The organism is Arsenicibacter rosenii (assembly GCF_001870735.1).
Lineage (GTDB): Bacteria > Bacteroidota > Bacteroidia > Cytophagales > Spirosomataceae > Arsenicibacter > Arsenicibacter rosenii.
Genome location: NZ_MORL01000029.1, coordinates 1 through 14,322, shown reverse-complemented (window position 1 = coordinate 14,322; position 14,322 = coordinate 1). Strand labels below are relative to the sequence as shown.

The window sequence follows — 14,322 nt, the reverse complement described above, 5'->3', positions numbered from 1 at the left end:
TACCTGCCGGTCCGGTTACTCTGTACAGATTCAGCGTCAACATTCGTTTCTAACAGTAACCTGCTCCATCAGCGCCCTTATCTCATCGTCTGGTTTCCCATGCAAGCAAACGAGGCTCTTAAAAACTTTCTCGACAACGGTGACGCTATTTTTCAGAATGTGTCGATTGACTGTGTCATCTTCGGTTTTCATCAGAACCAGCTCAAGGTACTGGTGCTTACATTTAAGAATACCGATAAACGGTCGCTGCCGGGGGGATTTGTTTTCAGAGACGAAGGCATCAACGATGCCGCACAGCGGATTTTGCAGGAACGGACGGGTCTGCACGACATTTACCTCGAACAGTTCTGCACCTTCGGTCAGGCCGACCGCGCTATTTCGAAGGTACACCGGGACACCATGCAGGCCATTGGTATTGAGCTGCCGGACGACCACTGGGTACTCGGGCGTTTCCTGTCGGTAGGCTATTATGCGCTGGTCGATTTTTCGAAGGTCGTGCTGACAACCGGTATACTCGATGAGGACTATCACTGGTACGACATTCACCGGGTTCCTCCGCTGATTCTGGACCATAACCACATTACCCGCAAGGCCCTGGAAACCCTGCGGCTGATGCTGGACTACAAACTGATCGGCTTTAACCTCTTGCCCGAGATGTTTACAATGAGCGAGTTACAGGCGCTGTACGAAACGATTCTGGATAAAAAACTGCTGCGGGCTAATTTTCAGCGGAAGATGCTGAGTCTGGAAATTCTGGAGCGGGTCGACAAAAAATGGACCGGCGGCGCACACAAGGCCCCGTATCTCTACCGCTTCGATCCCAGGCGGGCGGCGGCCTTTCTGGAGCGGGAATGATCCGGACAGCGCTGGCGCTGTCCGGACAGAAAACTACTATAACTAATCATTACTGCCCTATTTTGGCCGCAACCTGCTGTTGCTGCGCTTTAGCCCAGGCAGTGAGCTCAGCCATCTGCGCTTCAGTCAGTTTTGCATCGGCATGAATGAGGGTATAGGCCGGTAACGGCATGTGGCCTTCCTCTACCTCCTCCGCAATTTCTTCGAGCTTATGCGCCATCCGTTTAGGGGCATACGTCGCAAATTCCGTAAAATTCAGTTCTTCCTTGCCCTCCTCCACGTGATGACCCAGCCACAACCCGACCGGCTGAATATTAGCGTACCAGGGATAGGCCGTTTTATTTGCGTGGCAGTCATAACACGAGGTTTTCAGCATCGTCAGCACCGGAGCCGGTACCGCAACGGCATGGGTAATATCCTGCGGCCCGTCAGCATTGCCCAGGTTCCGGGCCGGCCGGATGAACTGGATACCAGCCAGCAGAAAGATGGCGGCCATCAGCATGCGCTTTTTCATAGCGCTACGGCGGGCGTTATCCATTAGATTACCTTTTTCAGGTTGGCAATACTGGTCAGAATGCTTTCCACACCAGGCGCCATGTCCTGCTCCACAAAAATGTACTTTAATCCGGCGATTTTGGCGGCGGCAAACGCTTTTTTAAAATCAACCACACCGTTGCCTACTTCGGTAATCGTTTTCAGATCCGACTTGATGTCTTTGATATGCCAGAGCGGGAAGCGGCCGGGCTGCCCCTTAAATAACTCAACCGGGTCTTTACCGGCTTTCACCGCCCAGGCCAGGTCAAGTTCCATTTTTACCAGGTCTTTATCCGTCTGCGACAGGATGAGTTCATACGGTGTTTTCCCGCCATCGACCGGATCAAATTCCGTAGCGTGATTATGGTAAGCAAACCCGATACCCGCTTTTTTGCAGGCCTCACCCGTTTTCTGAAATACCTCAATCGACTTGTTAATGTCGTCGATGGTACCAACCGGCGTGCTGGAACAGACCAGATACGACAGTCCGCCCTCGACAGCTTCGTCGACCAGCTGCTGGTAGTTGTCGCGCAGGTTCAGCATGGGCGGCATGTTGGCCGGCATACGCGGCGCCTGAGCAGGGGGCCCACCGGCTGCCGATGTCGCGCTGGCCGGTGGCGTCGGGCGAGGCCGGAAGGGAGCCCCGCCGGCATGGTGTGCCCGCCACGTCATACCCATGCCTTCAACCAGCGCTTTAAATTCTTTGGCGCTGTAGCCATAATATCCACCCCGCGTATTAAACGCCGATTCGACCTCCTTGTATCCCGCTGCCGCCACTTTTTCCAGTGTTGCTTTCGGATCTTCGTTCATAAACCGGAACAGCGTAAACAACTGTATACCGACAGGCCGTTCGGCCAGTAACCCACTGGCCGACAGATTATTTACAAAGGCAGGCAACGCAAGTCCGCCAAGCGCAGTCACACCTGCGTGCTTCAGAAAATTTCTTCGGTTAAGCATGTTAAGATAAGGTTAGTTGTATGGTAAATTTTAGAAAAAACAGGACTCCTGTCGGTAAAGTACTTAAAAAAAGCGTTGGCTTTCGGACTGCCAACGCTTTTTTTAAGCATGTTTTAACAAAGTATCTGCTTATTGGCGAGGGCGTCCGCCACCACCGCCTTGCTGCATACCACCTTGCTGCTGCTGCTGTCCGCCGCCATTATCATTGCCACCGCCTTCGCTCTTCACGTCGTCGTTGCTGATTGATTTCTTCCTGCGGCCGAGTGAGAAGCCTGAGCCATCGAAGCTCATTTTGCCCAGCCGGTAGTTAAACGTAATCCGGAAGTTGGCGTTATACATGCTGTTTACGCTCTGCTGCGAGAAAATCGGCGACATTGACTCCGACCGCACCTTGAACGGATAGTTCAGGAAGTTTTCGGCTGCGAAACCGATGCTGCCGCGTTTGCTCTTGAATTCTTTACGCACACCAAGGTTGTAGAACGCAAAGCTGCCCTGATAGCCCTGTAACTGCACCTGACGGCCACGGGCACCACCGAATGCCTGTACACCCCAGCCGTTTTTCAGGGTCAGGTTGCTGAATAAGCGACCTGATACAACCCAGCCCGAGTTCGACGCCCCGTACATGGCGCTGCCGTTGTTGGTCAGGAACGTGTGGTACAAATCAACACCACCGCCCACCTGCAGTTTCGAGAAGAACGTAGCGTTCAGGAAGAGGTTAACCCCGTAGGCATCTTCGTGACCAATGTTGCGGTAAGTCGTCCGGATAACCTGTTGCAGGCTTGTGGCCCCGCCCGTTGTAATATTCTGCGTTAACGTATCGCGTACACTCGTGATCGAGTTATCGGTACGACGGGCAAACAGGGTGGCATTCATGTAAACCACTTTCAACTGACCGCTAAACCCTAATTCAAAGTTATCGGTCAATTCAGGCGACAGGTATGGGTTACCCACGCTGATGTTGGTCGGGTTAGACGCGTTTACGTTCGGGTTCAGGAACTGAATACCCGGGCGCTGCAGCCGGCGGTTATACGACGCCTTGATGGTTTTACCACCCCGGATGCCTTTCGACAGGTTGATGCTCGGTACAAACGTGCCGTAGTCCGGAATATCGCTCAGATTACCGGCCTGCTCGTTGTTGAATTTCGCGTTGATGAACGTATACTCATAGCGTCCGCCTGCTTTGATTGTCCATTTGCTGCGGCTCGCGTAGGTATAGGACAGATAACCCGCCGTTACGTTCTGATCGTAGTTCAGCGTATTGGCCGGACGTGTCTTGTCGAGAATATATTCGCCGGTAGCAGTGGCGTTATAGTAGGCATAGTCACTGTTTACCTGACGGAAAATGCCTTTACCACCGACCTCCAGCAACTGTGTCCGCTTGATCGGCGTCTGGTAATCGACCTGCACCGTCGATTCCTGGTTGTAGCTCAGGTTATCGTTTTTCTGACGGGCAATGATGGTCTGCATGTCTGTTCCGTTCAGGAGGTCAGCCACGAAGTTGTTGGTATTGTTGTTGCGGCTGTAGAGACCCAGCACGCTCAGTTCCTGGTTGGTCTTGTACGTTTTCTGGTAGCTGATGTTGGCATCCAGGGTTCCCGACAGGTTCTTTGTTTCTACGTCACGGCCCGACAGAATTGCACTCGTTGCTTTCGGCAGAAACGTTTGCGTCAGCAGGTTATCCTGCGTCGACAGCTGGTTCCGTACGCCATAACGCAGGCTGGCCGACAACGACGTATTCTTGTCGATATCGTAGTCCCAGCCCAGCTGATAATGACCAAACATACCGCTGCTTTTGGTGTTGGCCGTCTGAATGGTGCGGGTTGTACCGGCAGAACCGAACGTGCTCTGCGTGTTTTCAAACGCTCCTCTTACGTTGTAGTTGGCCCGGCCGAAACCACCCAGGTTAAAGCCCATTTTCCCCTGACGGTATGAACCGTTTACGTTCATGTTGGCCCCACGGTTACCCACGCCCAGATCGACGTTCAGTGTAGCCCCTTGCAGGGTGTTCTTTTTGGTAATGATATTGATGATACCGGCAGACCCTTCTGCATCGTATTTTGCCGACGGGCTGGTAATGACCTCGACCGACTTGATCATGTCAGCCGGAATCTGCTTGAGGGCATCGGCCACGCTGCTGGCCACAATCGTTGACGGCTTGTTGTTGATCAATACTTTTACGTTCTGGCTGCCGCGCAGACTCACATTCCCGTCAAGGTCAACGGTGAGCATCGGCACTTTCCGCATGATGTCGGTAGCATCACCGCCTTTTGAGGCAATGTCCTTATCGGCGTTATAGACCAGGCGGTCCACTTTTTCTTCGATAACCGCCGCCTGACCGGTCACGGTAACTTCGCTCAGCGTCCGCACATCCGGGTTCATTTTCACGATCCCGACGTTGATGTCCGTCCCTTTAGCGATGGTGATGTTATTGATGGTTTCGTTCTGGTAGCCCATAAACGATACCTGCAGGTAGAATTCACCGGCCGGCAGTTTCGAGAGCGAGAAGCGTCCTTTTTCGTCAGAAGTCGTTCCGTCAACCGGCTTTTTGGTTTTTTTATCCATCAAGGCTACGGTTGCGTACTCTACCGGTTTATTGCTGGTCGAGTCCATCAACAAGCCGGCTAATTTACCGTTACCACGCGGGCGATCGTCGTCGGCAGTACCGGGTACAAAAGTTTTTTGGTTTCGCTGATCCCCCTGACCTGGCATTTGACCGGGACGACCGAATCCTCCCCCCATACCACCGCCGGGAAACTGGGCATATGCCTGCGAGAGCAGGGCTGTTGTAATGAACAGGGAATAGAACGTTTTATTCATGAAGTTGATATGATTGCACATTTCAGATGCAAAACAACTTCTGCTCAATATATCAAAAAAGTACAATAGATGATGACCCGACGAACGTCGACTAAATCTGCATTTTGACCGACAAAGTGATCTATGTATGCTGATGATCAGTGCCGCAGCCCATTCGTCGGTGAAAAAGGGGGATTTAGTCGGGAGAATCGGGAATATTATCTATTTATGAGTTACATATTGCATTCATCTATTATGTTTGTTGTGTAACACTCTGCTCGAACAAGTCGGCGTGTTTCATGATAAGATTAGAAAGGTTAGATTCAGCCTCATTTCCGTGAAATGAGGCTGTCTTGTTTCAGCACCACTCACTAGTATCGCTACCTACTGAAAATCAAACTACTTGTGTGCACGGATTCATCCGTACATCATACTCACCGTTAGAAAAACCGGCGGCCGGCCAAGCGGCTGTAGTGCCTGTGTATGGCCGTTAGCAGATAAAATCCGATAGTTAGTCGGGAGATTTCCCGGGCCGGTAGGTTATCTGCGCAAGTATGTAAATTGTAATGTAGTATTGTGATATAATAGTCCGTTATAATGACCTCTTTTTCGATCCGTAGTTCGGTTCCTGTACTGATCCATTTGTTAGGATGGGCCCTGTTCGGCTTCATTCTGCTTATGTTTCAACCCCTGACGTGGCAGGTTGATCTGCCTCCTCAATTCTGGGTCCGGCAGGGCTGCCTGTTCCTGTTATGGATGGGTATTTATTACCTCAATACGCAATTTGCTGTTCCGAAATTGCTGCTCAGTGAACGTACCGGCCTGTTTATCATCTTCTGTCTGTCGATGATTGCTCTGGTGCTGCTGTCGGTCAAAGCCCTCGACAGCTGGCTCAACCTGCCGGAATTAATGGAGCGGGTCTTTTTCCCGAAAGGCCGCCAGTATCCGAAAAAAGGCCAGCAGTGGTTCGATATGTTCCGGTTCCTGACCACGGCTTTCATCCTCGGTATCAGTACCAGTATTACCGCCGTTCAGAAATGGCAGCACGATGCCGAACTGCGGCAGGCCCTCGAACAGGACAAAACCCGCTCGGAGCTTTCGTTTCTGAAAGCACAGATCAACCCGCATTTCTTCTTCAACACGCTCAATAACATTTATGCCTTAACGCTGATCGACATCGAAACGGCGCGCGAGGCCCTGCACCGGTTGTCGCGGATGATGCGGTATGTGCTCTACGAAACCCAGAGCACCACCACGCTCCTCAGCAAGGAGATTGCCTTTATTCAGGATTATATCCAGCTGATGCAGCTCCGGCTGACCGATAAGGTAAAAATTACCCTCGAAGTGCCTGAGCCGCTCAACGACGTATCAATTGCGCCGATGCTGCTGCTGCCGTTTGTTGAAAATGCCTTTAAACACGGCGTAAGTGCAACGCAACCGAGCCATATCGTGATCATTATCAAGCAGATCGGCCCGAAAGTCAACGTTGAGGTGCGGAATACGCTCTTCAGTGAGAAAACGCCGTCGCTGGAGCTAAGCAACGGCATTGGACTGGTCAACACCCGCCGCCGGCTGGATCTGCTATATCCGGAGCGCTATGCCTTAAGTGTCAACGAACATACGCCGAATGATGAGTATGCCGTACATTTGTCCTTAAATGTCGGGTAATACACACATGGTCTTAAATTGCATCGCTGTCGATGACGAACCCCTCGCGTTGGGCCTCGTCGCTGCTTTTATTGATAAAACGCCTTTTCTGAAACTGACCGGCCGGTATTCGAGCGCGGTCGAAGCCTTGCAGGCCATTCAGCAGCAGGCCGTTGATGTGATTTTTCTGGACATTCAGATGCCCGACCTCACTGGTATCGAGCTGGCGCGCGTTATCGAACGGGCATCGGCCGGTGGCCGTGGCCCGCGCATTATCTTTACCACGGCCTTCAACCAGTTTGCGGTCGATGGCTACAAGGTCGATGCCCTTGACTATCTCCTGAAACCCTTTAACTACGAAGAATTCTTACGGGCGGCCACCAAAGCCCTCAACTATACCGAGTTAGTTCACCGCGCCAACACACCCGCTCCGCTGACGCCCCCTGCGCCAGAGACCGAACGCAAGGCCGAAGATTATCTGTTCCTGAAAGTGGAGTACCAGCTCGTCAGGGTAGCCCTCGACGATGTCTTGTACATCGAAGGACTGAAAGACTACGTAAAAGTCCACCTGAAACAAGACCGCGACGGCGGAACACACAAGCCGATCCTGTCGCTGACAAGTCTGAAGGCCCTGGAAGAAAAACTGCCGTCGACCCGCTTCATGCGCGTACACCGGTCGTTTATCGTAGCCCTCGACAAAATCGAAGCCATCACGCGGAACTCTATCCAGATCGGGTCCGTAACGATTCCGGTCAGCGACCAATACAAAGAGCAGTTTAATCAGTTTGTCAGCAAGTGGATTTAGGGCGTGCAAACGGCTAAACAGCTTTTTACAGGCGTAGCCATCCGCCTGATGCTGGTAGTCAGCGGCTTACTACTGTTGACCTGCCAGCCCGACCGGCAAACGCCCAAACACCTGTCTCCGGCATTTTATTTCTGGCAAACCACTTTCCGGCTCAGCCCAACGGAACAGCAGGCGCTGAAAAGCCATCACGTATCTACCGTATACGTCCGCTTTTTCGACGTGGACCTGGACGCACAGCGGCAACAGCCGGTCCCCAAGGCCCCCATTCGTTTTACCGGCAAACTGCCGGCCGGTCTGCGGATTGTACCGGTTGTGTTTATCACCAACCAGACCCTCCGGCAAATCCGGCCGGCCGCCATCCGGCAGCTGGCGGAGCACCTCCTGACCAGGATCAAGGCCATCGCGCAGGAACAGGGCATTCAACCTGCTGAAATCCAGCTCGACTGCGACTGGACCCAATCGACCCGAGACCGGTATTTTGCCCTGATTCAGTTGGTCCGGAAGCAAAGCCGCGTACCGGTATCGGCAACGATCCGGCTGCATCAGGTCAAATACATGGCCCAAACCGGGGTACCGCCTGCCGACCGGGGCATGCTGATGGTCTACAACATGAGCGACTGGAAACGCCCCGACACCCGCAACTCGATCTATGACGTTGACGTGGCCGAACGATACACGTCGGTTCTGGATCAGTACCCGTTGCCGCTCGATGTCGTTTTCCCGCTTTTCCGCTGGACGGTGGTGTACCGCAATGCCCGTTTTCTGGTCTTGCTGAACAATCTGGAGCAGGCGACGCTGCGCAAACAGCCTTTTCTGGCGATGCAGACAGACACCAACCGCTTCGTTGCCCGACGCGATACCGTGGCGCTGGGCCTGTCCATCCGGAAGGGTGACCTGTTCAGGGCCGAAGCCTGTTCCGTTGAAGAATTAGCCCGCGGGAAAGCGGCTATTCTGAAAAAGATTCAGACCGAAAAAATTACATTTGCGCTCTATCATCTAGACAGTACGGTTCTGACCCGTTATCCCCATGCGTTTATCAAATCCCTTTTCCGCTCTGTCCCGTAAAACGGCACTGGCCTTTGCGATTCTACTGGGTTTTGCCTGCGGCCCCGGCCCTTCCGACATCAACGAATTCATGAGTTTTTTCATGCCGGAGAGCAGCAATGCCAAACCAGAGGATCAGCTCTATTTTTTCTCTCCGCAGATTTATAATACGCCCGAAAACGGGTTACCTGTCGACAACGATTCGCTGGTTGTCGATGAAAGTACACAGGCCTGGGCAGCCTATCTGAAAAATGCCCTTCCTGCACCCGAAATCCGGCAATCGCTCTATAAGGGCAGCACCGCCCTGAGCCGCTATCTGCAAACCAACAATGCACCGGCACACGCCTACCTGACCTTTTTAACGGATACCCAACAGGCCGCTCCGGAAAGCGAAGACCCGTGGACACCGGCGAAAGCAGATACGACCCGCCTGACCGCCTTGCTGGAACAAGCCAAAACAGCCTATGCATCGGCCGCCGACCCGTTCCTGAAAGAACGCTATGGTTTTCAGGCCGTTAAGCTGGCCGACCAGATCGGTGATCCGGCGCAGAGTCAGACGTTGTATGATCAGTTTATTAAACCACTGACCCGGAAATCGTACGTGAGCGACTGGGCACTTTGCCGTCGGGCGGGGGCTTCGCTGGCGCTGGGGGATACGGCCCGTGCGATTTACGAATTTGCGCAGGTGTTTGACCGCTGCCCGTCACGGCGCCGGGAGGCCGAAGCCAGTTTGCGGATTCATGGCCTGCGCTTCACCGAAAAAGCGCTCGGACTGGCCCAAACCGATCAGGAAAAAGCCGCCGTTTATGCGCTCTGTGCCATTCAACCCAAACAGGATGCGTTGTCGTTTCTGGAAGAAATTGTAAAACTGACACCGCAAAACCCGCTGATTGAGCTCATTTTTGCCCGCGAGATTAACCGGAACGAGTATTACTTTTTTACTGAAGGAAACCCGGTTTACGCTTACGACGAAGCATCGCGCAGGGATTCGATTGCCTTCACCAAACGCCGGACTGAGACCGATTCGTATTCCGGCAAACTAAAGGCCTTCGCCCTTGATGCGGCCGGTAACAAACAATTGAGCCAGCAAAATGCGGGCTCACCGGCGTTCTTTCTGACCGCAGCGGCGTATCTGGATTACCTCAGAAAAGATTACGCATCGGCCGGGAAAACGCTGGAACAGGCCGAACAGATGCCGACCGGAAACGAAACCCTGAAAAAGCAGATTGCCGTACAGCAAATGCTGTTGCTGGCCGCTCAGCCGGAAAAAATTACGCCGGAGACTGAAAGCAAACTGATCGGTTATCTCGAACGCTTCGGCAAAACAGCCAGCTTCCGGCTTAACAATGCCTTTGTCCGTGCCTGTCAGCAGTTTGCCAGCCGTTACAAAGGCAGTGCTGCCAGCGAAAGCAGCAGCTGGGGCTGGCTGACGTCGTGTATGGGGTCGAAAAAAGAAGCCGCCAGCGACGCCGATATAGCCAAAGCCTTTCTGCTAACGATGCTGACCACCCATGAACTGGCTACCGATCAGGCCTATTTCATGAACAACACCGACCAGCTGATCATTGAAGACAGTACCTCGGCCGCTACGGCGCAAAAAGTCGTCTCGTTTGCCATGCAACCGTCGGCTACCGACTTCGACAAACGGCTCCTGAAACTGACCGGTTTCGACAACGACTACCTGTATGCCTTCCTCGGTCGCCGGCTGATGGCTGAGCAGCAATACAATGCCGCCGCTGAAGCCTTCGCCAAAGTCAGCGAAAAAACATGGAAAGACGAGCCGTTTACGCTTTATTTTACCGTCAATCCGTTCACGATTAACCTGCCGGACGAAAAAACCGATAATCCCTATACGCCGGTTACGTTTGCCCGCCGCATGGCTGAGCTGGAAACACAGGCCAAACAGGCATCCGGCGATCAGGCGGCGGAGCTGTACTACCAGCTGGGGTGCGGAGCCTATAACCTGAGCTGGCACGGCAATGCGTGGCTGCTGGTGCACCGCTTCCGGAGCGGCGTCGAACCAAATGTGTATATCTACATGCCGTATGGCGGCCAGACCGACCGTATTGGTCTGGAGCGGCTGGCCAATGATAACTATTACACGACTGCCGCGGCGCAGCGCTATTTCGGGCAATCAGCCAAAGCGGCTAAAAATCCGGAACTGGCCGCGCGCTCGCTCTACATGACCGCCCGCTGCGAAGAACATGCTTTCCTGGCCCGCAAGGCGGTTGAACAGGCTCAACGCGGCTTCGATGCCGATCCGGCGCTGTTCAACAAGTCGATGGATAGCCTGCGCCAGGGCCAGTACGCAACCTATTTCAACCAATACCGGCAACAGTACACCAAAAGTAGTTTCCATGCCGATATGGTGCGGGAGTGTGCGCTTTACTCTGCCTTCCTCGCCGGCGAGACGGCGCACGCGGGAGAATAAACAGGCAGTGGTGGTATCCGTTCCGTTCTTGCGGATGACACATAAAACCAGGTAAAATAACCGATTCGCCCGGAAACCGGCCAGCCTTGGTAGTTTCCGGGCGAATCCGTTTATTTGCGGGTAGTGCTATTGACTTAACCCCTTACCCGTAATGACTCCTACCGTAGTGCTCAACAATGGCGTGGAAATCCCGCGCCTTGGCCTTGGGGTATATGCCCCGTCGCATAATCACGAAGTACAGCAAGCCGTTGAATGGGCGCTCGAACTGGGTTGCCGGCTAATTGACACTGCCGCTGCTTACGGCAACGAACAGGAAGTGGCCGACGGCATACGCGCCAGTGGTGTGGCCCGCCGCGAGCTATTCGTTACGACCAAGGTCCGGAACGATGACATGGGGTTCGACACGACCCTGCGGGCCTTCGACGAAAGCCTCCGCAAGCTCCGGACCGACTACGTTGATCTCTACCTCATCCACTGGCCGGTCCGCGAAAAACGGCTTGATACCTGGCGGGCACTCGAACACATTTACCAGCAGAAAGGCGCGCGCGCCATCGGGGTCTGCAACTACTACCAACCCCACCTCGACGAATTACTGGCCACCGCCGAAATTATGCCGGCGGTTAACCAGATTGAGCTGAGCCCATATTGTCACCTGCCCGATGTGCTTGCTTATTGCCGGCAGCATGGCATCCAGGCCGAAGGCTATGCACCGCTGGTACGCGGCCTGAAGCAGCATGACCCTGCGCTGGTTGCTGTTGCCCGGAAATATGGTAAAAGTACCTATCAGGTCCTGGTCCGGTGGTCGTTGCAGCAAGGGGCCGTAACCATTCCCAAATCGGTGAAAAAGGACCGTATCCGCGAGAACTTCGATGTCTTTGATTTCGACCTTTCCGGCGAAGACATGGCCCTCCTCAACAGCCTCCACGACAACACCCGCATCGCCGACGACCCGATGGATTACCTGTAGGCGGTCGGTCGTGCTATTGCTTCATGTATACCGTTAAGCACCATTTTCGGCGCTCAACCCCCAAATTTGGTCAAATAAGGAACGTCCTGACCAAATAGGGAAACTTTTTGGTCAAATAAGGAACGTCTTTGTCGGGGTGATCAGGGAATTTTACCTCCGGAAAATTCCCTGATCACTGACCATGACAACCCTTTTACTTATCCTCTCCGGCCCACCCAAACGGACACACCTTCTATCCGGCCTGCTGCTGACGCTTTTGGTCTGCACCGCCTCACGGGCACAGATCACCCGCTATGTCTCCACAACGGGCAACACCCCGGCCGCCTCGGCCATCAGCTGGGCCGCCAGCACGACTGACCTGCAGGGGGCAATCAATGCCAGCCAGCCCAACGACCAGGTCTGGGTAGCAGCGGGTGTGTATAAGCCGGCGCAAAATCAGAGTTTTTCCATGAAGGATGGCGTGGCCATCTATGGCGGTTTTGCCAGTGGCGAACAAAACTTCAGCCAACGTCCGGCGGGAAATCCGGTTACCGGCCCTCCTTCCAGTGTGACGCTGGCGGGCAACGGAAATCGGGTGATTTACAATCCGGCCAGTTTAAGTCTGACCTCCACAGCGATTCTGGATGGGTTTGTTATTACAGGAGGAAGCAGTATGACATCCGGCGCCGGTATGTTCAATTCAGGTAACAGCCCCAGCCTCCGTAACTGCCTGTTTATTGGCAATTCTGTTATTTCGCCGGGGGGAAGCCCGGATGCCTACTATGCCTTTGGCGGCGCCATTTGCAATGATAACGCAAGCAGTCTGACATTAACCGGTTGCCGGCTGCAAAACAACATTGCTGCCGTCTCAGGTGGAGGGGTCAACGCGCCTTACGGCGGGGCCATTTATAATTCCGGTGCCAGTACGTTGGTACTGACAAACTGTAGTCTGCAAAGTAACACGGCTACCGCATCCGGAATAAGTAGCTGCAATGCTTTTGGCGGAGCGGTCTACAATGATGCCTTTTGCCAGGCCATCCTGACCAATTGCAGTTTACAGGACAACTATAATACAGCACTCGGTAGCAATGCCAATTTTGCCTCTGGCGGGGCCTTATTCAACTTTGGCAGCATGCTGGTAACCAACTGTAGTATCCGGGACAACACCGTTATTGCGTCGGGCGGCAGCAATATCAACACCCCGCGGGGAGGTGGACTCTTAAATTTTGCCGGTAGCCTGACACTGGTAAACGCTGTATTCTGGAACAATGGTGCCGATAACACGCTCTATAACTACAGCGGCGATCCTTTGGCGGCCACCTATTGCCTCTTCGACCATACAGTAACGGGCTACAGTGGTTCTACCAACTTTACCACTGCTACTTCGCCCTTTGCATCGGCTACGTCGGTAGTTTTAGCCGCCTGTTCGCCGGCCATCAACGCGGGCGATCCCACGAGCACGACAGCTACGGCAGGGGCTACCGATCTGGCCGGCAATCCCCGTATCGTCGGCAATCGGGTCGATATAGGGGCTATTGAATATCAGGCAATTCCTGTCGGGCTTGCACCGCTACCGGCCTCAGCAACAGCCGTATGTTCCGGTGGGCGCATTAGTCTGCCGGCTTCGGTGACCGGTACGGTAACGGCCTATCAGTGGTACAAGGATGGTTCACCGGTTACCAGCCAGACGGCCGCCACCCTGTCTATACCGCAGGCAGCTACGGCCGATGCAGGCAGTTACTCCCTGGTCGTTACGGGCGCCTGCAACAGTCTCACTTCCACAGCCTTTAGTCTGTCCGTAAACGTGCTCCCATCCGTAACAGTAACCGCCGCCCCCTCCACCACCCTTTCCTGCACCAACCCGAGCCTGACACTCACGGCGCAGGCTTCGGCAACGGCATTGGTCTGGAACAGCGGCGGCAGCACGGGCCAGACGCTGCCTGTAAGCCAGACCGGCATTTACTCCGTCACGGTGACCAATGCCAATGGCTGCACCGCCGTCAGCAACAGTCTGACGGTCTCACAGGACAACACTACCCCTGCCATCAGTATATCAGCGATCAGCAGCCAGCTGACCTGCGCGCAGCCAACGCTCACCCTGACCANCTGGTCAACCGGCCAGACGACGGCGACCATCAGCGTCAGCCAGACCGGTACCTATTCGGTCACCGCTACGGGCGCCAACGGCTGCACTGCCCTCAGCAACAACCTGTCTGTGACGGAGGATTTCAGCCTGCCGCCGTTTACCATCTCCTCGGCCACGGTCTGTCCCGGCCAGTCGGTGAATCTCACCGCCAGCGGCTGTGG

General features: G+C 54.1%; 10 protein-coding genes. 7 read left to right on the top strand and 3 right to left on the bottom strand.

What is annotated here, in order from left to right:
• Nucleotides 1–99: 99 nt before the first annotated feature.
• The gene (locus BLX24_RS26670; protein ID WP_071506282.1) at nucleotides 100–855 is read left to right on the top strand and encodes an NUDIX hydrolase; all 756 of its coding nucleotides are present in this window, start codon (nucleotides 100–102) and stop codon (nucleotides 853–855) included.
• A gap of 49 nt (nucleotides 856–904) precedes the next feature.
• On the opposite strand, the gene BLX24_RS26665 is transcribed toward BLX24_RS26670, so the two are convergent.
• From BLX24_RS26665 to BLX24_RS26655, 3 genes are all read right to left on the bottom strand, one after another.
• Complete coding sequence (locus tag BLX24_RS26665; RefSeq protein WP_071506330.1) at nucleotides 905–1,369, bottom strand: heme-binding domain-containing protein; 465 nt, start codon at nucleotides 1,367–1,369, stop codon at nucleotides 905–907.
• A 23-nt stretch (nucleotides 1,370–1,392) separates the two neighbouring features.
• Nucleotides 1,393–2,346, bottom strand: coding sequence for a sugar phosphate isomerase/epimerase family protein (locus BLX24_RS26660; protein WP_071506281.1), 954 nt, complete (start codon nucleotides 2,344–2,346; stop codon nucleotides 1,393–1,395).
• Nucleotides 2,347–2,475: 129 nt separating this feature from the next.
• On the bottom strand, nucleotides 2,476–5,163 hold the full coding sequence (locus BLX24_RS26655; RefSeq protein WP_071506329.1) for a TonB-dependent receptor: 2,688 nt from the start codon (nucleotides 5,161–5,163) through the stop codon (nucleotides 2,476–2,478).
• A 576-nt stretch (nucleotides 5,164–5,739) separates the two neighbouring features.
• On the opposite strand from BLX24_RS26655, the gene BLX24_RS26650 reads away from it, so the two are divergent.
• The 6 genes from BLX24_RS26650 to BLX24_RS34010 all read left to right on the top strand — a co-directional run.
• On the top strand, nucleotides 5,740–6,810 hold the full coding sequence (locus BLX24_RS26650; protein WP_071506280.1) for a sensor histidine kinase: 1,071 nt from the start codon (nucleotides 5,740–5,742) through the stop codon (nucleotides 6,808–6,810).
• 7 nt (nucleotides 6,811–6,817) lie between these two features.
• Complete coding sequence (locus BLX24_RS26645; protein ID WP_071506328.1) at nucleotides 6,818–7,594, top strand: LytR/AlgR family response regulator transcription factor; 777 nt, start codon at nucleotides 6,818–6,820, stop codon at nucleotides 7,592–7,594.
• A 3-nt stretch (nucleotides 7,595–7,597) separates the two neighbouring features.
• Nucleotides 7,598–8,659, top strand: coding sequence for a hypothetical protein (locus BLX24_RS26640; RefSeq protein WP_229201900.1), 1,062 nt, complete (start codon nucleotides 7,598–7,600; stop codon nucleotides 8,657–8,659).
• Nucleotides 8,622–11,069, top strand: a complete 2,448-nt coding sequence (locus BLX24_RS26635) for a hypothetical protein (RefSeq protein WP_071506279.1) — start codon at nucleotides 8,622–8,624, stop codon at nucleotides 11,067–11,069. The genes BLX24_RS26640 and BLX24_RS26635 overlap by 38 nt, the downstream gene beginning before the upstream one ends.
• Before the next feature lie 151 nt (nucleotides 11,070–11,220).
• Nucleotides 11,221–12,036, top strand: a complete 816-nt coding sequence (locus tag BLX24_RS26630; protein ID WP_071506278.1) for an aldo/keto reductase — start codon at nucleotides 11,221–11,223, stop codon at nucleotides 12,034–12,036.
• 181 nt (nucleotides 12,037–12,217) lie between these two features.
• A partial coding sequence (locus tag BLX24_RS34010) for a choice-of-anchor Q domain-containing protein (protein ID WP_310590805.1) occupies nucleotides 12,218–14,322 on the top strand: 2,105 nt, incomplete at its 3' end.

What these genes read in the sequence shown, in the direction of transcription:
- BLX24_RS26645 (WP_071506328.1), top strand. Translation starts at nt 6,818, where the DNA reads ATGGTCTTAAATTGCATCGCTGTCGATGACGAACCCCTCGCGTTGGGC.
- BLX24_RS26655 (WP_071506329.1), bottom strand. Translation starts at nt 5,163, where the DNA reads ATGAATAAAACGTTCTATTCCCTGTTCATTACAACAGCCCTGCTCTCG.
- BLX24_RS26635 (WP_071506279.1), top strand. Translation starts at nt 8,622, where the DNA reads ATGCGTTTATCAAATCCCTTTTCCGCTCTGTCCCGTAAAACGGCACTG.
- BLX24_RS26670 (WP_071506282.1), top strand. Translation starts at nt 100, where the DNA reads ATGCAAGCAAACGAGGCTCTTAAAAACTTTCTCGACAACGGTGACGCT.
- BLX24_RS26630 (WP_071506278.1), top strand. Translation starts at nt 11,221, where the DNA reads ATGACTCCTACCGTAGTGCTCAACAATGGCGTGGAAATCCCGCGCCTT.
- BLX24_RS26650 (WP_071506280.1), top strand. Translation starts at nt 5,740, where the DNA reads ATGACCTCTTTTTCGATCCGTAGTTCGGTTCCTGTACTGATCCATTTG.
- BLX24_RS26665 (WP_071506330.1), bottom strand. Translation starts at nt 1,369, where the DNA reads ATGAAAAAGCGCATGCTGATGGCCGCCATCTTTCTGCTGGCTGGTATC.
- BLX24_RS26660 (WP_071506281.1), bottom strand. Translation starts at nt 2,346, where the DNA reads ATGCTTAACCGAAGAAATTTTCTGAAGCACGCAGGTGTGACTGCGCTT.